This window comes from Cupriavidus sp. 21MJTG02-4 (assembly GCF_057798975.1).
On the sequence record NZ_JBYOJP010000005.1, the window covers coordinates 274,673 to 296,999 of the forward strand.

Sequence of the window (22,327 nt, forward strand, 5' to 3'; positions counted from 1 at the left end):
GTGGCGCGGCCCTATCGCCGCCATTGGAATTTGCAACAGTGGGCAAATGCGGCTCCTCTTATAATGTCGGTTTCGAGCAATGCCGGTGCGCAGCATGGCGCACCGCCACAGGAACGCATCATGGCAAAACACGCAAAAGTGCTGATTCTCGGATCCGGTCCCGCCGGCTACACCGCCGCTGTCTACGCAGCCCGCGCCAACCTGGAGCCGGTGCTGATCACCGGTCTGGCGCAAGGCGGCCAGCTGATGACCACCACGGATGTCGAGAACTGGCCCGGCGACGCCAAGGGCGTGCAAGGCCCCGAACTGATGCAGCGCCTGCTGGCCCACGCGGAAGAATTCAAGACCGACATCATCTTCGATCACATCCACACGGCGAAGCTGACGGATGAAAGCGGCAATCCCGCCCGTCCGTTCCGCCTGATCGGCGACGCCGGCGAGTACACCTGCGACGCGCTGATCATCGCCACCGGCGCCTCGGCGCAGTACCTGGGCCTGCCGTCCGAGGAATCGTTCATGGGCCGTGGCGTGTCCGCCTGCGCCACCTGTGACGGCTTCTTCTACAAGAACCAGGAAGTGGCCGTGGTCGGCGGCGGCAACACGGCCGTGGAAGAAGCGTTGTATCTGTCCCACATCGCCAGCAAGGTTACCGTGGTCCACCGCCGCGACAGCTTCCGCGCCGAGCCGATCCTGGTCGACCGCCTGCTGCAGCGCGTGAAGGAAGGCCGCGTCGAGATCCGCTACGACAGCGTGCTGGACGAAGTGCTGGGCGACGAATCCGGCGTGACTGGCATGCGCATCCGCGGCGCAAAATCCGGCGAGGCCGAAGATATCAAGCTTGCCGGCGTGTTCATCGCCATCGGCCACAAGCCCAATACCGACCTCTTCGTCGGCCAGCTGGCAATGGAGAACGGCTATCTGGTCACCAAATCGGGCCTGACCGGCGATGCCACCGCCACCAGCGTGCCGGGCGTGTTCGCGGCCGGCGACGTGCAGGACCACGTCTACCGCCAGGCCATCACCAGCGCGGGCACGGGCTGCATGGCCGCGCTGGACGCCCAGCGCTTTATCGAAGCCCTCAAGTAAGCCCCTGCGGCCCGGCCGACCGGCCGGGCCCTCCCCCTGCCGATATAATTGGCGCCGAGCCCCCGGAGAATTCCATGACGCACGGCGCCAGCAAACCCGACCGTCCGACCAAGCGCTTTGGCCTGAATGACCTGGCCGGGCTGCGCAAAACCCTCAAGGCCGATACCGAACGCCGCGCAGCCGAACGGCTCGCCGCCGAACAGGCCGCGGAACGCGCGCGCGCGGAAGCCGATGTCTTTCGCAGCAGCGTCGGCCAGGTCAGCCAGTTGCGCGAGCGCAATCACGCCACTCTCCCGGGTCCCCGCCCCGCCCCGATTCCGGTGCAAACCCAGCGCAACGACAAGGCCGTGCTGGAAGCGTCCCTGTCCGATGAATACGATGTCGACATGCTGCTGGAGACGGACGAGTCCCTGTCTTTCCGCCGCCCCGGCATCGGTATGGATGTCGTGCGCAAGCTGCGCCGTGGCGAGTGGGTGCCGCAGGACAAGGTCGACCTGCACGGCCTGCGCAGCGACGAAGCGCGCGAAGCGCTGTCGGAATTCCTGCGCCGCTCGGTACGCAACGGCGTGCGCTGCGTACGCGTGATCCACGGCAAGGGCATCGGCTCGCCCGACAAGCTGCCGGTCCTGAAAGGCAAGGTCCGCAGCTGGCTGGTGCAGAAGGAGGAAGTAATCGCCTTCGTGCAGGCCCGCGAGTCCCTTGGCGGGGCCGGTGCGCTGATGGTCCTGTTGCGCCAGCCGCGCGCCTGATGCACCTTCCGCTCGAATTGCTGATGGGGCGCCTGCCCCTGATCCTCCATGTGATGGAGGTGATCGGCATGCTTTCCTTTGCCGTATCGGGCGTGGTCGACGCGCGCAAGCAGCGGCTGGACGTCGTCGGCACCTTCGTCGTCGCGTTCGCCACCGCTTTCGGCGGCGGCACGGTGCGCGACGTCCTGCTGGATCGCCGCCCGTTCTACTGGGTCGAGCACGAAGGCTACGTGCTGCTGATCTTCGCGATGTCGGTCGGCGCGTCGCTGGTGTTGCGCGTGGTCAGCCGCGTGGCGTCGGAGCGCGCCATGATCGTGGCGGATGCGATCGGCCTGGGCCTGTTCTCGGTGACGGGCGCCTCGCTGGCGCTGGTGGCGCAGATGACGCCGACCGTGGCGGTCATGATGGGCATCATCTCGGCCGTGTTCGGCGGGGTGGTGCGGGACGTGCTCTGCAATGAAGTCCCGATGATCCTGCGCGACCGCTCGCCCTACGCGACATGCTCGTTCGTGGGCTGCTGGGCCTATATGGGGCTGACCTGGCTGCAGGTGCAGCAGGAAGCCGCGCTGCTTACCGGCGCACTGAGCATCATCGCGATGCGGCTGGTGTCGGTGCGCTACGGCTGGAAGCTGCCGAGCTGACGCCAGGCGGCGTCGCCCGGCGCATGCATCAGACCGCCGCCTCGTCCTGCTCGCCGGTACGGATACGGATCACGCGCTCGATCTCCGTCACGAAGATCTTGCCATCGCCGATCTTGCCGGTATGCGCGGCCTTTACGATCGCGTCCAGCACGGTGTCGAGCTGGTTTTCGGCGACCACGACCTCGATCTTGATCTTCGGCAGGAAGTCGACCACATACTCGGCGCCGCGATACAGCTCGGTATGCCCCTTCTGGCGGCCAAACCCTTTCACTTCGGTCACCGTCAGCCCCGTCACGCCAACATCCGCGAGCGATTCGCGCACTTCGTCGAGTTTGAACGGTTTGATGATGGCGGTAATCTGCTTCATGACTGGCCCCTGGTTATAGTCGTTGGGTAACGCGCCGCCGGCGCGCAACGGGCGCGCACAGGGCGTGGTTCGCTTGGCATTTTACCAGCCATTGACGCGGCCTATCGACGGCGTGCGCCGTTCAATGCATGCGCAAGGTGCGCCGGCACGCGCATGACTCGGCAGCCTCGCGCGCCACATGGCTGTGGATAACCTTGTGGGCAACCTTGTGATGAACCGGTGGCACAAGTTGTGGATCCCCTGTGGATCCCCTGTGGACGGTGTGTGGATAGCGTCGGCTATGCCGTCGCGCGAAAGCGCCTGCGGTAGTCGGCTGGTGACACGCCCAGCCGCCGGATAAACGCGCGGCGCAGGCTGTTCGGGTCGTTGAAGCCTGTCAGAGCCGCGACGCGCTTGAGCGGATTGCGCGTTTCCTCGAGCAGGCGTCTGGCCGCGTCGATGCGCGCGCTCTCGACGAAATCCGCCGGCGTGACCTGGCACTCCTGCTTGAAGATCCGCGCGAAGTTGCGCGTGCTCATGCCGGCTCGCTCGGCCAGGCTCTCGACCGACAGCCGCTGCGCGAGGTTCTCGACCACCCAGTTCTGCACATCCCGGATCGCGCTCTTTTCCGCGCTCTGCGCGGCAAGGTGCGCACTGAACTGAGACTGGCCACCGGGCCGCTTCAGGAACATCACGAACTCTCGCGCGACCTTCAGCGCCACGGTGCGCCCGAAATCCTCCTCGACCATGGCCAGCGCCAGGTCCAGCCCGGCCGTGACGCCCGCGGAGGTGTACAGGTTGCCGTCCTTCACATAGATCTGGTCCGGCTGCACCCGGACCTGAGGAAACTGCCGGGACAGGCGTTCCGTGGAATTCCAGTGCGTGGTCGCGCTGCGCCCGTCCAGCAGGCCGGCATGGGCCAGCAGCATGGCCCCGGAGCATACGGAGCCGAGCCGCCGCACCGTATGGGCATAGCGGTTCAGCCAGGCTCCGATTGCGCTGTCGTTCTCGAACAGGCTGACCTGCGGGCTGCCGGCGATCAGCAGGGTGTCGATATCCGGGCTGCTGGTTTCCAGCGTAGTGTCGGGCGTGATGGTCATGCCGTTCGACGCACGCAGCACGCCGGGCACCGGCGACACGATCTCGAATGCATAGGCCCCGGGCTCGCCCGCCTGGCGCGCCGCTTCGTGGAAGACATCGATGGGGCCGGCCAGGTCCAGCATCTGGACGCCGGGAAACGCAAGGACAGCGATCTTCATGACGGTCAGGCGGCGAATTCCTGTTTTGAAAGCTTAGTCAATTTCGGCCATCCCGCCCGTTCCGTCCCTTCGGCACGGGACCGATAACGCACGATCGTGATCTCCACTACGCGCCGCCCCTCCAGCAACGTCCGGCCCCGGTCCAGCGGCGTGCTGTCCACGCGGCCGCGCTCTGCGCCCAGGACGGCGGCATCGCCGCCGGCCGCTCGCACGCGTTCCGCCACCCGCGAAAGCAGGATACGCCCCCCGATCCAGCCGTCGGGACTCTCCACTGTCGTGTAAGCCAGCACTTCGTATGGACCGGACGGTTCACCGCGCGTCCAGATATCAATGCCATCCATGCTTTCCCGCGCGCCGCCCCGGCCTTCGCGCAGCGCGTGGCTGCCTTCGTAGCGCTGGATCGGTGCCTGGATACAAGCGGCAAGTCCCAGACAGCACAACACCGCCCAGGTGAACCTGGCACCTCTCGACTTCCTGAATTTCATATCGCTTCCTCAGTACTTCCAACGGAGACGGAGCGCAGTCTAGAGGGGCCCGCCGGCAGCGAAAACGCCGTTGGCCGAGAGCATTAACGGATTGGCAGGAATTGCCGTAACTAGCCGCTTTAAGTCAGCTCATGCTTTTTCCATAATGCATTGCACCAGGGGCACCTCTCCATTCCGGAAATCTGCCCAGGGTCGTTCCACCGCCGATGCGACGCGCTCGGCAACCCAAAGAGGCAGACGAAGCACCATGACTATTGCAGCCAATCCCGCCGCCGCGGCGCCCCTCCAGCGCAGTTCGGTCCAGCATCTCCCGGTCAACCTGTTCGGCGCCGTCATGGGCCTGTCAGGCCTGTCCCTGGCATGGCGCGGCGCGAGCAAGGTATTTGGCACGAGCCCCGCCATTGCCGATGCCATCGGCGTGGTGGCCGTGATCACGTTCGTGGCGCTGGCGATCGGCTATCTGGCCAAGTGGCGCCTGTACCCGGCCGCCGTCAAGGCCGAGTTCAACCATCCGGTCGCCGGCAACTTCTTCGGCACCATCACCATTGCCATCCTGTTGCTGTCGTCGGTGGTCGGCGTCTACAGCGAGACGCTTGGCCAGGTCGTGTGGACCATCGGTTCGGTGCTTACCATCGCGCTGACCTATGTGATCGCGAGCCGCCTGTTCCGCGGCAAGGGCGACCCCACGCATGTCGGGCCGGCCTGGCTCATTCCCGGCGTGGCGACGCTCGATATCGCCGTGGCCGGCGGCACCATGCCGATGGCCTGGGCGCCGGAGGTGAACTTGTTCGCGGTGTCGGTCGGTGCCGTGATGGCGCTGGTGTTCTTCGCGATGATCTTCTCGCGCCTGGTCCACCATGACCCCCTCCCCGCCGGCATGGTGCCTTCGCTGATCATCCTGATCGCGCCGTTCGAGGTCGGCTTCCTGGCCTACGTCAACGTCACGCAGCATGTCGACATGTTCGCCGCCCTGCTGTTCTACTTCGGCCTGTTCCTGTTCGTGGTGCTCGCGGCCAAGGTGTTCCGCCGCTCGGTGCCGTTTGCCGCGTCGTGGTGGGCCATCAGCTTCCCGATGGCCGCGCTGTCCAACGCCGCGCTGAAGTACGCGCATCATGCGGATACCGGCATGCTGCATATCGTGGCCGCGGTGATCCTCGCGCTGCTGACCCTTGCCATCGCCGTGCTGTTTGTCCGCACGCTGCACCGCCTGTTCACGCACCGCCTGCTGGTGGCCTGACTATCAGTCTCACAACCGAGCCCAAGATGTCCTGGATCCTGCTAGCCTGCGCCGGCGTACTGGAAATTGCCTTCGCTTTTGGCATGAAATGGTCCGCCGGCTTCAGCCGGCCGTGGCCAAGCCTGTTTGCCGTGCTCACCGGACTCAGCAGCATCATGCTGCTAACGCTCGCCTTGCGGGCCTTGCCGGTGGGGACGGCCTACGCGGTCTGGACCGGCATCGGCGCAGCGGGCACGGCCGTGCTGGGGATGGCATGGCTGGGCGAGCCGGTATCGCCAGCTCGCATCGGCTGCGTCGCGCTCATCCTCTGCGGCGTGATCGGGCTGAAGCTGGTCTCGGCCGAAGTATCGTGACACCGCCGACAACTACTCCCTATGCCACTGATCGAAACCGCTGAACACGTGCTGTTCCAGGCCCTGGTGCACAGCCATGCGGGGACCAATGCGGATTTCCGACTGAATGGCCGCGAACGGCAGCACGCCGACCCGGCCGGCATCTACGGGTATGCCGTGGTCGACTGCCTCGCCAGTGGCGGGCAGCAGGCCTACCCGCTCGACGAAACCGCCGACTGGCTCTTGGCTTTCCACCGGGACCTGCTGGCCGGCCGCTTCGAAACACCGCCGGCCACCTAGCCTGCTAGCGCCTCAGTCGGGCACCTTCTCCAGGTCCTTCAGCCACACCACCGATTCCGAATCGCTCGGCGCACGCCAGTCGCCGCGCGGCGACAGCGAACCGCCCGAGCCCACCTTGGGCGCGTTCGGGATGCACGAGCGCTTGAACTGGCTCGTGCGGAAGAAGCGATCCAGGAAGATCGCCAGGTTGCGCTTGATGTCGGGCAGACCATACTGGTTGCGCGCCACGTGCGGGCCATTGGGCCAGGTGCCGCGTTCGCTGTCGCCCCACGCATGCAGCGACAGGAAGGCGATCTTCGACGGCGCAAAGCCGAAGCGCAGCGTGTAGTAGAGATTGAAGTCCTGCAACTCATACGGACCGATGGTGCTTTCGGTCTTCTGCTCCGGGCCGTGTTTGGAATCGCCGGGCACCAGTTCGGGACTGATATCCGTGTCCAGCACATTGATCAGCACGTCAGACCCGCCCGTGCCGACCTGCCCGGTTTCCGCCACCCAGCGCACCAGGTGCGAGATCAGCGTCTTGGGCACGCTGGCGTTCACGTTGTAGTGCGACATATGGTCGCCCACGCCGTAGGTGCACCAGCCCAGCGCCAGCTCGCTGAGATCGCCGGTGCCGATCACGATCGCGCCGTTGTGGTTGGCCAGCCGGAACAGGTGGTTGGTGCGCTCGCCGGCCTGCACGTTCTCGAAGGTCACGTCATAAACCTTCTCGCCACGCGCATAGGGATGGTCCAGGTCCTTCAGCATCGCCAGGCAGCTCGGGCGGATATCGATCTCGCGCGCCGTGCAGCCGACCAGCTCCATCAGTTGGCGCGCCTGGCCCAGCGTGCGGTCGCTGGTGGCAAATCCCGGCATGGTGTACGCCAGGATGTTCGAGCGCGGCAGCCCCAGGCGGTCCATCGCCTTGGCGCACACCAGCAGCGCGTGCGTGGAATCCAGCCCGCCGGACACGCCGATCACCACCTTTGAAATCTTGCTCGCCGACAGTCGCTGCACCAGCGCCTGCACCTGGATGTTGTAGACCTCATGGCAGCGCTCGTCGCGCTGGCGCGGGTCGGCCGGCACGTAGGGGAAGCGCGCGACCTTGCGGTCCAGCGGCAGCGCCTTGTCCAGCGACACTTCCAGCGCAAAATGGACCACGCGGAACTTGTCCACCTCGGCCTTGTGCCGGCGCACCGAGTGGCCGAAAGTCACCTGGTGCATGCGTTCGCGCGACAGCCGTTCGACGTCCACGTCGGCGAACAGCAGGTGCGAGGTATCGGCAAATCGCTCGGATTCCGCCAGCAGTTCGCCGTTCTCGCAGATCAGCGCCTGGCCGTCCCACGCCAGGTCGGTGGAAGACTCGCCCTTGCCGGCGGAGGTATAGAGGTAAGCCGCCAGGCAACGTGCCGATTGCTGCGACACGAGCTGGTGCCGGTAGCCCGCCTTGCCGATCACGATATTCGACGCCGACAGGTTGACCAGCACCGTGGCACCCGCCAGCGCGGCGAACGACGACGGCGGGACCGGCACCCACACGTCTTCGCAGATCTCGGCATGAAAGCGGAAGAACGGAATGTCTTCGATCTCGAACAGCAATCCGGCGCCGAATGGCACGTCCTGGCCGAGCAGGCGGACGGAATCGGTGGCCGCATTGTCGGCTTCGCTGAACTGGCGTGCCTCGTAGAATTCCCAGTAGTTCGGCAGGTAGGACTTCGGCACCACGCCCAGCACGCGGCCCCGCGCCACCACCACGGCGCAGTTGAACAACTGGTGTTCGACGCGCAGCGGCATGCCCACGATCAGCGCCGCCGACAACTTGCGCGAGGCGTCGACGATTGTGCCGAGCGCCGCTTCGCAGGCATCCAGCAGCGCACGCTGGTGAAACAGGTCGTCGCAGGTATAGGCCGAGAGGCCCAGTTCCGGGAACGCGACCAGCACGGCGCCCTGCTTGGCCGCTTGCGTGGCCAGCGCGATGGTTTCGGCCGCATTGAAGGCCGGGTCGGCCACGCGGCAGACCGGCACGCCCACCGCCACGCGCGCAAAGCCGTGGGAATACAGGTTGAAAAACGGATTCTTCATATCGGGCCTTTGCCGGCGTCTGCAGCGCGCCGGCGTGCGGCCGGCGGCATCGGGGAATCTGGGGGCCGCACTGTGACGGCCATGCGCCATTTTACGACGCTGCGCACGCCGACGCTGCGGCAGGAGCGGCGTGCGGCGGTATCGGGCGGTTTCCGGTAGACTCGGCCCGATCGTTGGAGATAGGGAATCAGGCGCAATGCAGTCGGAATCTTGCAACCAGGGCGACGCGCTCGACACGCGGCAAGCCGCGGAACCGCCTGAGCCTGGCAGCATGCGGGACTACCGGACCGAGATCGTCTCGGATCTCGCCGAAATCGCTGCGGATAGCTGGGATGCCCTGGTCGCCACCGATCCTGACGCCACCCCTTTCCTGCGCCACGCCTTCCTGCACGCGCTGCATGCCAGCGGCAGCGCCTGCGCCGACACCGGCTGGAATCCGCGCTATCTCACCCTGTGGGCACCCGCTGCCAACGGCCAGCCCGAAAGGCTCGCGGGCGCCATGCCGCTGTACGCGAAGGCGCATTCGTATGGCGAGTACGTGTTCGACTGGGCCTGGGCCGATGCCTATGCGCGCAATGGCCTGGAGTACTACCCGAAGTGGTTGTCGGCGATCCCGTTTTCGCCCGTGCGCGGCGCGCGGCTGCTGGCCGAGAACACGGACGCGCGACGGATTCTGCTGCAGCTTGTGCTGGCACTGGCGGCGGACAGCGGGATGTCATCGCTGCACGTCCTGTTTCCCAACGATGCCGAGGCCGACCTGATGGAACAGGCCGGCATGATGATGCGGCATGGGGTGCAGTTTCACTGGACCAATACGGGATACGCGAGCTTCGACGATTTCCTCGCCACGCTGTCGCAAAAGAAGCGCAAGAACATCCGCGCCGAGCGCCGCCATGTGGCCGAAGCCGGCATCACTTTCCGCCACCTCCGCGGCGCACAGATCGACGACGAGGCCTGGCGCTTCTTCAACCGCTGCTATCGCCAGACCTACCGCGAGCACCACTCGACGCCGTACCTGAACCTGGATTTCTTCCGGCGCATCGGTGCGGCCATGCCCCAGCACCTGCTGCTGGTGATCGCCGAGCGCGCGGGGCAGCCGATCGCCAGCTCACTGCTCGTCTATGACGATACGCCGGGGATCAGCACGCTGTACGGACGCTACTGGGGCGCGCTGGAGTATCACCCTTGCCTGCACTTCGAGACCGCTTACTACCAGCCGCTGGAGTTCTGCATCCGTCACGGCATCGGTACCTTTGAAGGCGGCGCGCAGGGCGAGCACAAGATGGCCCGCGGCTTCCTGCCCGTGCCCACGCGCTCGGCGCACTGGCTCGCGCATCCGGCCTTTGCCGACGCCGTGGAGCGCTTCCTGGTACGCGAACGCGAAGGCATCGATGCCTACCTGGACGAACTGAACGAGCGCACGCCGTTCGCCCAGCGGGACTGACGGCTCAGCGCCGCCACATGCGGCGCAGGGTGTTGTCCCCCAGCATGTAGTGGTGGAACAGCGCCGCCATGGCGTGCAAGCCGATCACGAGATAGAACGCCGTTCCCTGCGTTTCGTGAATCTCCTTGACCTGGTTCTTCAGCGCCTGGTCAGGTCCCACGAGCGCCGGAATCTCGATGCCGAGCGCGGGCAGCGCCAGCACGTGGCCGCCGGCATTGAGGGCGAGCAGGCCAAGGATCGGCTGGGCCACGATATACAGGTACAGCACCCAGTGCATCGCCTCCCCTGCCCAGTGCATCCAGCGCGGCCCCGGTTCCGCTGTCGGCGCACCATGCACAAGACGCCACAGCAGGCGCGGCACGGCGAGCACAAGGACCAGCACGCCAGCCCACTCATGCGCGGCCATGGCAAGCGAGCGGGCCGGCGTGCCCTTGCCGGCAAAGCCTTTCAGCTCGATTGCCGCATAGGCCACGGCGACCAGCAGGAACACCGTCCAGTGGAAGAAAATGGCCAGTCCATCGTAGCGGCGCGCGGTTCCGGAAAAATCAATGGCACCGGGCACGCTCTGCAGGCGGTTCATAGGGGACTCCTGTGATTTTAGGGATACCGACAGCGTACTCCCGCATCCGCTTGCGCGGCTTGCCGACGGTCAGGTTTCTCGCAATAAAAAACCCCGCCGCAGCGGGGTTCGTTCAGCATACGTTCAGGCTCGCGCGAGAACGACGCATAAATTGCCTGACTGGCCGCAAATTACTTCTTGAAGTTCGCGACGCCGTCGGTAATTTCCTTGTGCGCTTCCTCGATGCCGGCCCAGCCTTCCACCTTGACCCACTTGCCGGCTTCCAGTGCCTTGTAGTTCTCGAAGAAGTGCTTGATCTGGTCGAGCAGGTTCTGCGGCACGTCCGACAGGCCCTTCATGAAGGCGGTGGCCGGCGAGAGCTTGTCCAGGGGCACGGCGACCAGCTTGGCGTCCACGCCCGACTCGTCGGTCATCTTGAGCATGCCAAGTGCACGGCAGCGCACGACGGCGCCTGCCAGGATCGGGAACGGGCTCAGCACCAGCACATCGACCGGGTCGCCGTCGCCCGACAGCGTCTGCGGAATGAAGCCGTAGTTGGCCGGATAGCGCATGCCGGTGCCGATAAAGCGGTCCACGAACAGCAGGCCGGTTTCCTTGTCGGCCTCATACTTCACCGGATCGCTCTGGGCGGAAATCTCGATGATGACGTTGAAATCGTTGGGGATGTCCTTGCCCGGGGAGACGAGATTGAAGCTCATGCGATTCTCCAGATGCCTGCGGTGTGTTTATGGATGGCGGGCATTATAGCGGCTCGCCCCTGACCCGAGGCTGACAAAGACCGTGCCTTGCGCGCCGCCCGGGCTGCGCGATAATGGCGAATTCTTCAGCCAGCGCTGAATTCCGAGCCACGCCGATTCGCACCGATTCGCACCGATTGGTCCCGATTCGTTCCATATTCACACCGGAAACCCCGCGCAAGCCTCCCGGAGACCCCGCATGCATGCCCAGCATTTCGTTGCCAACCGCCTGATCGCGCCCGACAACGGCCTGCGCATCAAGGTGTTCGACCCGTCCAGCGGCGAACCCTTTGCCGAGATCGCCCGCGGCAACGCCACTGACATCAACGTCGCGGTGCACGCCGCGCGGCAAGCGGCCGATGGCGCCTGGGGCGCCATGGCGCCGGCCGAGCGCGTGCGCCTGCTCAACCGCGTGGCGCTGTCGCTGATCGCCCACGAAGAAGAACTGACCGCGCTCGAAGCCCGCGACACCGGCAAGCCGGTACGACAGGCCCGCGCCGATGCGCGTGCCGTGGCCCGCTACTTCGAGTTCTATGCCGGCGCGGTCGACAAGCTGCACGGCCAGACCATTCCGTACAACCCCGGCTACACGGTGCTCACGCTGCGCGAGCCGCACGGCGTGACGGGCCACATCATTCCGTGGAACTATCCGCTGCAGATTTTCGGGCGCAGCGTCGGCGCGGCGTTGGCCACCGGCAACGCCTGCGTGGTCAAGCCGGCCGAGGACGCCTGCCTGACATTGCTGCGCGTGGCCGAGATTGCCGCCGAGGCCGGCTTGCCAGAGGGCGCGCTCAATATCGTCACCGGCTACGGCCATGAGGCTGGCGCCGCGCTGGCGCGCCACCCGGGCATCAACCACATCTCGTTCACCGGCTCGCCGCAGACCGGCAAGCAGGTGGCCCAGCTTGCCGCCGAGAACCATGTGCCGGTCACGCTGGAACTGGGCGGAAAGTCGCCGCAGATCGTCTTTGCCGATGCCGATGTGGATGCGCTGGTGCCGGTGATCGTCAACGGCATCATCCAGAACGCCGGCCAGACCTGCTCGGCGGGCAGCCGCGTGCTGGTGGAGCGTCCGCTTTACAATGCGCTGCTGGACCGGCTCGCATCGGTGTTCGAATCGCTGCGTGTCGGCCCTTCGGAGCTGGACCTGGAATGCGGTCCGCTGATCAGCCGCAAGCAGCAGCAGCGCGTGTGGGACTTCGTCTCCGATGCGCAGCACGCCGGCATCGCCGTGATGGCGCAGGGCCAGATCGTCGGGGAAGCGCCGGAGTCCGGCTACTACCAGGTGCCGATGCTGTTCCGCGATGTCCCGCCCGCGCACCGGCTGGCGCAGGAGGAGGTCTTCGGTCCGCTGCTGGCCGCGATGCCGTTCGACACCGAAGCCGAAGCCCTGGCGCTGGCCAACGGCACGCCGTACGGCCTGGTGGCGGGATTGTGGACGCGAGACGGCGGGCGGCAACTACGCCTTGCGCGCAAGCTGCGCGCGGGCCAGGTCTTTATCAACAACTACGGTGCCGGCGGCGGCGTGGAGCTGCCCTTCGGCGGCACCGGCCAGTCCGGCTACGGCCGCGAAAAGGGCTTCGAAGCCCTCTACGCCTTTACCACCCTGAAAACCATTGCCATTCAACATGGGTAACATCAATTTCCTGTCGATCGCCTTTGCCATCTTCTTTTTCTGGATGGCCTGGCATGTGAAGAACAAGCGCGCCACCAACCCATCCGGCATGCCGCGCCTGCAGGTCTTCAAGCGCAAGTGGGGCGATACCGTAGGCGACCGCGTGCACTGGTGCCTGTATGTGGCGCTGCCGTTCCTGCTGGCGGTGATGATGGTAGCGAATGCATTGCGTGGGCGCGGACCGTTCGCGCATTAAGCGCCCTGAAGCGTCGCACGACATAACAAACCCAAGGAGACGAGCGATGAGACTGGCAGACAAGGTGGCCGTAGTAACCGGCGGCGGGTCCGGCTTTGGCGAGGGCATCGCGCACACATTCGCCCGCGAAGGCGCCCGCGTCATGGTGGCCGACCTGCGCGAAGACGCCGCCGAGCGTGTCGCCGCAGCGATTCGCGAGGCCGGCGGCCAGGCCCGCGCGGTACGCGCCGACGTCGCGCGCGAAGCCGACACCGAGGCGATGCGCGACGCCACCCTCGCCGCCTTCGGCGACGTGCACATCGTCGTCAACAACGCCGGCACCACGCACCGCAACAAGCCGATCATGGAAGTGACCGAGGACGAGTTCGATCGCGTCTACGCGGTCAACGTCAAGAGCATCTTCTGGTCGGCGCGCGCTTTCATTCCACATTTCCGCCAGCGTGGTGGCGGCGTGTTCGTCAATATCGCGTCGACCGCCGGCATCCGGCCGCGCCCGGGACTGGTCTGGTACAACGGCAGCAAGGGCGCCGTCATCACCGCGAGCAAGGCCATGGCGGCCGAGCTCGGCAAAGACAACATCCGTGTCAACTGCGTCAATCCCGTGATCGGCGCCACCGGCCTGCTCGAAGAATTCATGGGCATGCCTGATACGCCGGAGAACCGCGCGAAGTTCCTTGCCACCATCCCGATGGGACGCATGTCGACCCCGCCGGATGTCGCCAATGCCTGCCTGTACCTGGCCAGCGACGAGGCCGCGTTCATCACCGGCACCTGCATCGAAGTGGACGGCGGACGCTGCGTATAGGTATAGCGTCGTCCGTGCCATGGCTGTAGCTGCATCACCGATCGTAGAAGCGTCGTAGAAGCGCAATCATCCCGAGGAGACAGCATGACAACGACTGCAGTGAATCCCGGCGTCGGCGACGCCGCATTTGAAGACGCTACGTACCGCAAGGTGAGCTGGCGGCTGGTGCCTTTCCTGCTGCTGTGCTATGTGGTGGCCTACCTGGACCGCGTCAACGTGGGCTTTGCCAAGCTGCAGATGCTCAGCGACCTGAAGTTCAGCGAGACCATCTACGGTCTCGGCGCCGGCATCTTCTTCATCGGCTACTTCCTGTTCGAAGTGCCGAGCAACGTGATCCTGCACAAGGTCGGCGCGCGCATCTGGATCGCGCGCATCATGATCACGTGGGGCGTGATTTCCGCGGCGATGATGTTCGTCACCACGCCGACCATGTTCTACGTGCTGCGCTTCCTGCTGGGCATCGCGGAAGCCGGCTTCTTCCCCGGCATCATCCTGTACCTGACCTACTGGTACCCGGCCAACCGGCGCGGGCGCACCACCACGTTCTTCATGACCGCCATCGCGCTGTCGGGCGTGATCGGCGGCCCGCTGTCGGGCTGGGCGATGCAGGCCTTCGACGGCCACAACGGCTGGGCCGGCTGGCAATGGATGTTCCTGCTCGAAGGCATCCCGTCGATCCTGGTCGGCCTGGTGGTGCTGGCCTACCTCGATGACCGCATCGCGCACGCCAGTTGGCTCAGCGCCGACGAGAAGGCGCTGCTCCAGCGCAATATCGCGAGCGAAGACGCGCACAAGGAAGACCCGCCCATCGGCACCGTGCTGTCGAGCCCGCGCGTGTGGCTGATGAGTGCGATCTACTTCTGCTTCGTGATGGGCCTGTATGGCGTGAGCTTCTGGCTGCCGACCATCATCAAGCAGACCGGCGTCAAGGGCGCGTTGGACATCGGCCTGCTGACCGCCATTCCCTATGGCTGCGCCGTGGTCGGCATGGTGGTGGTCGCGTTCAGCGCGGACCGCTCGGGCGAGCGCCGCTGGCACATTGCGATCCCGGCCGTGCTGGGCGCGCTGGGCCTGGTGCTCTCGGTGCAATGGCACGACAGCACCGCGCTGGCAATGGTGGCGCTCACGCTGGCCACCATCGGCATCCTGACCACGCTGCCGCTGTTCTGGAGCCTGCCCACGGCGTTCCTGGCCGGCACCGGCGCGGCCGCCGGCATTGCGCTGATCAATTCGCTCGGCAACCTGGCGGGGTTCCTGAGCCCGTATGCGGTCGGCTGGCTCAAGGACATGACCCACAGCACGGACTCCGGCATGTACCTGCTCGCAGCCTGCCTGGTGGTGGGTGCTGCACTGACGTTGTCGGTCCCGGCAAGGCTGGTCGGCCGCAAGTCCTAGCCTTCACGCCTTCGCACGCCCCGGATATCCGCGGCGTGCGCCTCCCGGGTGGCCTGCGCGCCGCCCAGATCCCGCAAAAAGCCCTCCTCCGACACGCATGTAGGAGCCTGACCGGCAGTGTGTCCGCGCATCGCTCCTTAGCATGGAATGGACACCTGCCTGCCCCGCAAGGGGCGATGGCGGCACTGTCCTTCCTTCTTTCTTCAAGGAGGCCAAGATATGCGGCAACTATCTCGACAAACGTCCGGCCCCATCCACCTGCAAGACACGCGGGAATGGCGCGCCAGGACACAGCGGCTTGCCCTTCTCACCGGTGCATGCGCAGCGGCAGTGTTTGCGTTCGTGCCTGCCGCGGGACAAGCCCAGACTTACACGGCCCCGGCGGACGCCGCGGCCGCGCCCATGACGCCCGCTCCGCCGGCGCCGGGCACGCCGCCGATGCCGCCCACGACGGCAACACCGCCGGCAGCGGCACCTGCGCAGACTCCCGCGCCGATCAACACGGCTCCGGCAGCACCGTCGCCGCCGCTGGCAGCGCCCTCCCCGCCTGCCCCCTCCCCGCCATTGGCTACGCCTGCGCCGCCACCGCCGCGCGATGCGATGGTGCCGCGCAAGGCCGGCTCCGTGACCTACATCTGCGGTGGTGTGGCCACGGATGAACAGCGCGCGCTGGACGCGAAATCCGGCAACTACAACATGGGGCTGCTCTTCACGCAGGGCCCCCGCGGCGAATACCTGTCGGACGTCACCGTGACCTTGACGCGCAACGGTCGTGAAGTCGCGAACTTCGTGGCGGACGGCCCGAAGTGCCTGCTGCGCGCACCGGCGGGCAGCTACAACGTGCGGGCGACGTATGAGGGCCGGACCAAGACGCAAGTCGTCAGCACGGGCACGCACAATGCGCAGATGCGCTGGTGACTGACTGCGTAGCCGCGCGCATCGATGCGCGCGGCTCGCTTGATCGAACTCGCTTAGCGAAGTCCGCAAAGCAAGCGGGCCGCCTCGGGGCGGCCCACTCTGTCATGCCGGCGCCCCGCAAGCCGCTTCAGGCTTCCGGCTGATCCCCAAGCATCTGCGCGACCGAACCTGCCATATTGGCGGCACGTGCGCCGATCAGCCGCTGCAGCGTGCCCAGCAACTCGTCCTCGTTGTAGGGCTTGCCGAGATACACGTCCACGCCGATTTCCTGCGCATAGCGCCGGTGCTTCTCGGCCGTGCGCGAGGTGATCATCACCAGCGGCATGTGGGTGGTGCGGCTGTCGGCGCGCACGTTGCGGGTCAGGTCGAAGCCGTCCATGTGCGGCATCTCGATGTCCACCAGCATGGCATCCGGCATCACGTCCTGGAGCTGCTTGAGCGCATCGACGCCATCGCGGGCCAGCAGTACCTCGTAGCCGGCGCGCGACAGCAGGCGATGCGCCGCCTTGCGTACGGTCAGCGAATCGTCCACCACCATCACGGTAGGCTGCATCACCAGCCCAGGAACCGGTGTCGCGGCGCCATCGCCCCCCAGTTCGGCCACCGCGCCCAGCGACTGCGCAGCGGACAACTGGATGGCCGCCGGCGCTGCTTCGCCGCGCACGCGCTCGAAGCGCTGGGCCAGCACCACCGGGTTGTAGATCAGCACGATTTCGCCGTCGCCCATGGTGGTGGCGCCGGCAATGCCTTCCAGGCGCGCCAGGTGCGGACCGATATGCTTGACCACCACTTCGCGGTTGCCCACCACTTCATCCACATGGACCGCCACGCGCTCGGTGCCGCTGCGCACGACCACCACCGGCGAATACTTGCGGCCTGACGGCGTCGCCGCGCTTTCCTCGAGCAAGGCGCCAAAGTAATGGAACGGCACGGCGTTGCCGGCCACGGTGATCTGGCGCTGGTTATAGGCATCGAGCAGGGCCTGCGTGCGCAGCTGCTGGACCTGGTCGATCATGCCGCTCGGCAGCGCATACATGCGCCCGCCCAGCCCCACCACCAGCACTTGCGTGATCGCCGTGGTCAGCGGCAGGTGCACCGTGAACGTGGTGCCGCGGCCGGCCGCGGTCGACAGCGTGATGCGTCCGCCCAGTGCCACGGTTTCCGCACGCACGACGTCCATGCCCACGCCGCGCCCGGCAAGCTCCGAGACCGAATCGGCCGTCGAGAACCCGGGCGTAAAGATCATCTCCGTCAGCCGCGCGTCGCTGGCTTCATCGTCAGGCGCCAGCAGCTCGCGCTCCACGGCGCGTGCGCGAATCCGCGCGAGGTCCAGGCCCGCGCCATCGTCGACGAAATGCAGCACGACCTCGTTGCCTTCCTGCTGCACTTCCAGCGTCAGCGAGCCGGCCGCCGACTTGCCCGCGGCGCGCCGGACTTCCGCTGTTTCGATGCCATGCGCCACGGCATTGCGGATCAGGTGCTCGATCGGGCCGGCCATGCGGTCCAGCACGGACCGGTCGACCTCCACCGTACCGCCCTGGATCAGCAGCCTGACTTCCTTGCCGGTCTCCGCGGCGGACTGGCGTGCGACGCGATATAGGCGCTCGGCCAGCGCGTCGAACTGCACCATGCGCGCCTGCATCAGCCCGCGCTGCAGGCCGCGCGTGAGCCGCGCCTGCGCGGCCAGGTCGCCGGCGGTGCGGTCGAAGCCGCGGTGCAGGTTCTGCTCCACGGTGGCCACGTCGTTGACCGATTCGGCCATCATCCGCGTCAGTTCCTGGAAGCGCGTGAAGCGGTCGAATTCGAGCGGATCGAAGTCCTGCTTGTGCTGGGCGTCGGCAATGCGCGAGGCCATCTGCGACTCCGCCTGGATCTCGATCTCGCGCAACTGGCCGCGCAGGCGCGCCACGTTGTCGTTCAGTTCGCCCAGGTAGGCGCGCATGGAATCGAGTTCGCTTTCCAGCCGCGCCCGCGTGGCGCCGACTTCGCCGGACTCGTTGATCAGCGTATCGAGCGCGCGGGCCTGCACGCGCACCAATGCCCGCTGGCGCTCGGACGCGTCCGGCACCTGCGCCGGCTCGCCAGCCGTGGCCGTGCCGAGCGGCACCGGCAACGCCGCGCCCGCGCTTTCCGCGCTTTCCGCACTATCCGTCTTGGGGGCGGCGACGCTGGCCATCACCGGCGTAGCGGGCGGTTCCGGCGCGGCCAGCCCGTTGATGACGTCAGGATCGTCCGGCACGAGCAGGCGGCCGGCCTGCAGGGCCTCGACATGCATCAGGATCCGGTCGTACCACGCATACAGGCGACTGAACAGCTGCGGACCGACGCGCTGCGCGCGCAGGCTGGCGTCGAGCAGCGTTTCCATCTCGTGCGCGGCCTGCCCCAGCGCCATGGCGCCGGCCATGCGCGCACTGCCCTTGAGCGTATGCAGCGCGCGCAGCACCAGGCCACCTTGCCTGGCGTCTTCGGGCGCCGCTTCCCACGTGCGCACCAGCCGGCCGAGTTCAGGCAGGCTGCCGTGCGCTTCCTCCAGGAAGATCTCGACGAGGGTCGCGTCCAGTTCGGTGGCATCGGCCTGCACGACCGCCACCGGCAGCGGACGGGCGGGCGTCGGCAACGGAATCACCAGCGCGTCATGCGTCACCGCCGCTGGTGCCTGCGATGCCGGGGATGCCGGGGATGCCGGCTGGGCCGGCTTTTCCGCTGCCGGGGGTTCTGCGTTCGCTTCCGGCTCCGGCGCGTGCGCGGGCAATTGACCGAACAGGCTGGCCACGGAGCCATCCGGCTCGGCAGGCGCCTGCGGTGCCGGCACCTGGACCCGTGGGCGCAGCAGTGCGCGCTCGCCAAACTCGGTCAGGCTGCGGTGCAGGCTGGCATCCGCCTCGGGCCAGATCCCCGCGGCGAACTGATGGAGCATGCCGCGCAACCGTTCGACCGCCTGCTCCAGCAGACGGAAGTCACCGGGGTGAATGGCGACCGGGTGCGCGCCGAGCTGCAGCAGCAATTGCTCGAGCGCCTCGGCAATCTCGCGCACGGGTTCCAGCCCCACCGTCGAGGCGCTGCCCTGCAGCGTGTGCGCGACGCGCAGCGCCAGCTCGCTTGGGCACGGGTGGTTCTCATGGCGCCACTCGGAAATGTCGGTGGCGAACTGGCGCAGGAGATCGTCGGCCTCCTGCAGGTAGACGTTGTAGAGCGGCAGGCCGATGCGGATCGGGCCGATGACCTTGAAGTTGTCGTCCTCGTCGGACAGCGCGCCAGACAGGCGGAACGGGATGACGTTGTCGTCGTCGGGAGCGGCGGCGGGCGTCTCGCTCCCGGCCTCGGGCGCTGCTTCGGATGCCTCCGCGACCACGGTGTCCGGTACCGGCGCGTCGTCGATGAAGACCTGTTCCGGCTCCGCCGTGCCGGAAACTGCGGGCGCTTCCGGCTGCGGATCGCGCACCGCCTCGGCCGCGGCGACGAGCGGCGCGATGTCATGGGCCGCGCCGGCATCGCGATGCAGCAGCGCCACCCACGCGGACAACTCCGCGTGCGCGCGGCGCAGCAGGTTGAGCAGGGCCGGCACGGGCTCGCGTGCCTCGGCGATCCACAGGTTCATCACCTGCTCCACGGCCCAGGCCGCTTCGCCGTAGCGATGCAGGCCGACCATGCGGCTCGAGCCCTTGAGCGTATGGAAAGCGCGCCGGATGCGGCTCAGCGTATCGGCATCGCCGAGCGCGTCCAGGCCCGAACCCAGGTCGCCTGCAATGCCGCCGAGGACTTCGTCGGCCTCGTGCAGGAAGATCCCGAACAGTTCGGCGTCGAGCGCGGTGCCATCGTCGGGCGCCAACGACGGTCCGGCCCCCTGCGGGGCGACCGGCATCGGCTCGGCCAGTGCCGCCACCAGCCGTTCGCCCGATGTGTCGCTGCCGGCCAGCCACGCATTGAGCTGCGTGCTCGCTTCGGAGGCCTGGCGGCGCAGCGTGGCATTGTCGTCGATGGCAGCCTGGTCGGCCAGCGCCTGCAGCGCGGTGCGCAGTCGCTGGACCGGTGGCATGTCGGCGGTGGCGCCGGTGCGGATGGCTTCGCTGGCCGCGGCACGAGCCACCGACAGCGGATCGTTGCCGACCGCGCCCGTCTGGCCCAGCGCCAGCGCTTCGTCGAGTTCCTCGTCCTTGGCTTCGTGACGGCTGCGGCCCAGCTCCAGCGCATCGATAAACGCATGCACGGTGCCCAGCGTCTCGGCGATGGCGGACAGGGTCTCGCCGCGCAAGGTCTCGTCGACGCCGGCGCCGAGCCTGCCGGCTTGCCGCACCGCCTCCTGCACGGCCTCACCGGCCTGTTGCGCGTCGTCGTTCAGCCCGTGCGGCAGGCCATCGGTGTCCTGCAACGCATCCAGCGTGGCGCGCAACGCCTCGAAGGCCTGCACGGCCTCCGCCAGGCTGGTCCCGGCATCGGGCCGGGACGCGTTGCGGTCATAGGTATCGAGCCACGATTCGCCGCCGTCCAGCTGCGCGCGCAACTGCGCCACGGCCTGCACGCGCGCCGCCTGGGCGCGGGCTTCGTCGGCCATGCGCGCCAGCCACGCCGGCGCCACGGCGGCCGGGTCGGCCAGGCATTGCGCGAGTTCCTCGCAGCGCGCGGCGAAGACCGCTGCCGTGGGGTTCGGGCTCATGCCGTGCACGCGCCAGGGCAACGCCAGCGCCCGCGACAGGAACACGGCGATGCCGGTGGCGCCGAGCGCCTCGTGGCGGTCGGGCGCCGCGCCGGGCCGGAGCGCGGCCTGCGACAGGCACAGCTGCAGGGCCGGCTGCGCGAGCGGCTGCGCGGCCTCGGCCAGCGCCGCGAGCGCGATCTCCCAGCCCGCGGGATCGCCTTCGGCGGCACGCTCCAACCCCGCAGCGGCCTGCTGCAGGTTGCGGGTATCGATCGGATCGAGCCAGCCGTAGTAGCGCAGACGGTGGTCGGCGCCGGGCTTGGCGTGCGCGCGGTCGAGGCGGAACGCCTGCACGGTGCGCGCGATATCGGCGCGCACCGTCGTCAGGGCGATCTCGTCCACGCCGTGCAGAGGGGGTTCCCCCAGCTCGGACAAGGTCCAGACGAGCAAGAAGATGGCATCGTTGAGCAAGGCCTGCGGCACGCGTACCTGCCCCTGCTGGTATTGCCGCAGCAACAGGTGGGCACGGCCGGCAAAACGCTTCGACAGCAGGTCGGACGGCAGCAAGCCGTGGGCCATGGCGCGGAACACCAGCGCCAGCACATGCCAGATGCCACGGTCCGGGTGGTCGGTGGCGCGGCGCGCCTCCTGCTCGCCGGCGCGGACGTCGTCCAGCGCTTCCTGCAACGGCAGGTACGCATCGCGCAGCCGCTCGGACTCGGCGCACTGCAGCGGCAGCCGCAGCGCCTTGAGCAGCGCGGCTTCATAGCGCTGGCGCGCGCGCGTGACGGTCGTTGCGTTGCGCGTGGGCAGCAGGATGCCGGGCAGGATCTGCAGCTCATCGAGCCACAGGTCGGCCGGATGCACGCGCTCGTCGCCGAGCAGCGACAGGATCTCGGCATACGGACGGAACAGCCGCAGCGGGTCCTGCTCATCGCCCGCCATCAGGTCGTCGACGTATTCGGCAAGCGCCTGCACGCCGGTCCGGAACACGGCGAGCGTGCCGGCATTGGCGGCCACGCCGCCGCCGTCAAGGCCCTCGATCAGGCGCCGCAACGCCTGGCAGTACGGGTCGACCCCGCGCAGGCCCACGATATGCACGGCGCCCGCGGCCTGGTGCAGTTGTTGCCCGGCCAGGCGCAGCGACGTGGTATCGCGCGCGCCCAGCGCCTCGGGCGCCTGCTGGACTTCATCGACGTAGTGGGACAGCTCGGTCGCGGCATCGTCCAGCGCGGCGCGCAGGCTCGGTGCCACCCACGCCAGCACGGACAGGTCACGCGAGGCCGGCATGGCCGGCTCCGGCGCATCCGCCAGCGGCGCGTGGGTCAGGTCCGCTGGCAACATCTGCGGCAGCGGCTCGGCGGGGTCACGCGGTAAAGGAGAATTCAAGGACATCACGGCTTCCATTGCGGCCTTTGCGCGCGAGGCGGGGCAGTCCAGACGCG

At 67.4% G+C, this 22,327-nt stretch carries 19 protein-coding genes; 12 read left to right on the plus strand and 7 right to left on the minus strand.

Going from position 1 to position 22,327, the window contains the following annotated elements:
* Window positions 1-120 precede the first annotated feature (120 nt).
* The 3 genes from trxB to AC3FKH_RS12945 all read left to right on the plus strand — a co-directional run bounded on the left by trxB (window position 121) and on the right by AC3FKH_RS12945 (window position 2,476).
* Window positions 121-1,086: a thioredoxin-disulfide reductase gene (gene trxB, locus AC3FKH_RS12935; protein WP_488676033.1), complete on the plus strand. Its 966-nt coding sequence runs from the start codon at window positions 121-123 to the stop codon at window positions 1,084-1,086.
* A gap of 74 nt (window positions 1,087-1,160) precedes the next feature.
* Window positions 1,161-1,835: a Smr/MutS family protein gene (locus AC3FKH_RS12940; RefSeq protein WP_488676035.1), complete on the plus strand. Its 675-nt coding sequence runs from the start codon at window positions 1,161-1,163 to the stop codon at window positions 1,833-1,835.
* On the plus strand, window positions 1,835-2,476 hold the full coding sequence (locus AC3FKH_RS12945; RefSeq protein ID WP_483710697.1) for a trimeric intracellular cation channel family protein: 642 nt from the start codon (window positions 1,835-1,837) through the stop codon (window positions 2,474-2,476). The genes AC3FKH_RS12940 and AC3FKH_RS12945 overlap by 1 nt, the downstream gene beginning before the upstream one ends.
* Window positions 2,477-2,504: 28 nt before the next feature.
* Here AC3FKH_RS12945 and glnK read toward each other — a convergent pair whose 3' ends face one another.
* The 3 genes from glnK to AC3FKH_RS12960 form a co-directional block, all read right to left on the minus strand.
* Window positions 2,505-2,843, minus strand: coding sequence for a P-II family nitrogen regulator (glnK, locus tag AC3FKH_RS12950; RefSeq protein WP_039011353.1), 339 nt, complete (start codon window positions 2,841-2,843; stop codon window positions 2,505-2,507).
* Between the two features lie 278 nt (window positions 2,844-3,121).
* Window positions 3,122-4,081 carry a GlxA family transcriptional regulator gene (locus AC3FKH_RS12955; RefSeq protein WP_488676038.1) on the minus strand — a complete coding sequence of 320 codons (960 nt, stop codon included), beginning with the start codon at window positions 4,079-4,081 and terminating at the stop codon, window positions 3,122-3,124.
* A gap of 5 nt (window positions 4,082-4,086) precedes the next feature.
* Window positions 4,087-4,566, minus strand: coding sequence for a hypothetical protein (locus AC3FKH_RS12960; RefSeq protein WP_488676040.1), 480 nt, complete (start codon window positions 4,564-4,566; stop codon window positions 4,087-4,089).
* A gap of 247 nt (window positions 4,567-4,813) precedes the next feature.
* Between AC3FKH_RS12960 and AC3FKH_RS12965 the strand changes: the two genes are divergently transcribed.
* The 3 genes from AC3FKH_RS12965 to AC3FKH_RS12975 are packed head-to-tail and all read left to right on the plus strand — an operon-like array spanning window position 4,814 to window position 6,435.
* Window positions 4,814-5,803, plus strand: coding sequence for an SLAC1 anion channel family protein (locus tag AC3FKH_RS12965; protein WP_488676042.1), 990 nt, complete (start codon window positions 4,814-4,816; stop codon window positions 5,801-5,803).
* 26 nt (window positions 5,804-5,829) lie between these two features.
* A complete protein-coding gene (locus AC3FKH_RS12970; protein WP_488676043.1) occupies window positions 5,830-6,156 on the plus strand; it encodes a DMT family transporter in 327 nt (108 codons plus the stop codon).
* 21 nt (window positions 6,157-6,177) lie between these two features.
* Window positions 6,178-6,435 (plus strand): hypothetical protein, encoded by a 258-nt coding sequence (locus AC3FKH_RS12975; RefSeq protein ID WP_488676045.1) that lies wholly within the window; start codon window positions 6,178-6,180, stop codon window positions 6,433-6,435.
* 12 nt (window positions 6,436-6,447) lie between these two features.
* Here AC3FKH_RS12975 and AC3FKH_RS12980 read toward each other — a convergent pair whose 3' ends face one another.
* Window positions 6,448-8,496 carry an NAD(+) synthase gene (locus AC3FKH_RS12980; RefSeq protein WP_488676047.1) on the minus strand — a complete coding sequence of 683 codons (2,049 nt, stop codon included), beginning with the start codon at window positions 8,494-8,496 and terminating at the stop codon, window positions 6,448-6,450.
* A gap of 196 nt (window positions 8,497-8,692) precedes the next feature.
* Here AC3FKH_RS12980 and AC3FKH_RS12985 point away from each other — a divergent pair, with 196 nt between their 5' ends.
* Window positions 8,693-9,940 carry a GNAT family N-acetyltransferase gene (locus AC3FKH_RS12985; protein WP_488676048.1) on the plus strand — a complete coding sequence of 416 codons (1,248 nt, stop codon included), beginning with the start codon at window positions 8,693-8,695 and terminating at the stop codon, window positions 9,938-9,940.
* Between the two features lie 4 nt (window positions 9,941-9,944).
* Here AC3FKH_RS12985 and AC3FKH_RS12990 read toward each other — a convergent pair whose 3' ends face one another.
* Together AC3FKH_RS12990 and ppa are read right to left on the minus strand one after the other, a co-directional pair.
* The gene (locus tag AC3FKH_RS12990; protein WP_488676049.1) at window positions 9,945-10,520 is read right to left on the minus strand and encodes a cytochrome b; all 576 of its coding nucleotides are present in this window, start codon (window positions 10,518-10,520) and stop codon (window positions 9,945-9,947) included.
* Between the two features lie 170 nt (window positions 10,521-10,690).
* Window positions 10,691-11,218: an inorganic diphosphatase gene (gene ppa, locus AC3FKH_RS12995; protein ID WP_483710688.1), complete on the minus strand. Its 528-nt coding sequence runs from the start codon at window positions 11,216-11,218 to the stop codon at window positions 10,691-10,693.
* Window positions 11,219-11,456: 238 nt separating this feature from the next.
* Between ppa and AC3FKH_RS13000 the strand changes: the two genes are divergently transcribed.
* The 5 genes from AC3FKH_RS13000 (at window position 11,457) to AC3FKH_RS13020 (ending at window position 16,246) form a co-directional block, all read left to right on the plus strand.
* Window positions 11,457-12,893 (plus strand): aldehyde dehydrogenase family protein, encoded by a 1,437-nt coding sequence (locus tag AC3FKH_RS13000; RefSeq protein WP_488676050.1) that lies wholly within the window; start codon window positions 11,457-11,459, stop codon window positions 12,891-12,893.
* Window positions 12,886-13,128: a hypothetical protein gene (locus AC3FKH_RS13005; RefSeq protein WP_276099722.1), complete on the plus strand. Its 243-nt coding sequence runs from the start codon at window positions 12,886-12,888 to the stop codon at window positions 13,126-13,128. The genes AC3FKH_RS13000 and AC3FKH_RS13005 overlap by 8 nt, the downstream gene beginning before the upstream one ends.
* A gap of 46 nt (window positions 13,129-13,174) precedes the next feature.
* Window positions 13,175-13,933, plus strand: coding sequence for an SDR family oxidoreductase (locus AC3FKH_RS13010; RefSeq protein WP_483730033.1), 759 nt, complete (start codon window positions 13,175-13,177; stop codon window positions 13,931-13,933).
* Window positions 13,934-14,017: 84 nt separating this feature from the next.
* On the plus strand, window positions 14,018-15,328 hold the full coding sequence (locus AC3FKH_RS13015; protein WP_488676053.1) for an MFS transporter: 1,311 nt from the start codon (window positions 14,018-14,020) through the stop codon (window positions 15,326-15,328).
* A 402-nt stretch (window positions 15,329-15,730) separates the two neighbouring features.
* On the plus strand, window positions 15,731-16,246 hold the full coding sequence (locus AC3FKH_RS13020) for a hypothetical protein (RefSeq protein ID WP_488676054.1): 516 nt from the start codon (window positions 15,731-15,733) through the stop codon (window positions 16,244-16,246).
* A gap of 127 nt (window positions 16,247-16,373) precedes the next feature.
* On the opposite strand, the gene AC3FKH_RS13025 is transcribed toward AC3FKH_RS13020, so the two are convergent.
* Window positions 16,374-22,277, minus strand: a complete 5,904-nt coding sequence (locus AC3FKH_RS13025) for a hybrid sensor histidine kinase/response regulator (protein WP_488676056.1) — start codon at window positions 22,275-22,277, stop codon at window positions 16,374-16,376.
* Window positions 22,278-22,327 lie beyond the last annotated feature (50 nt).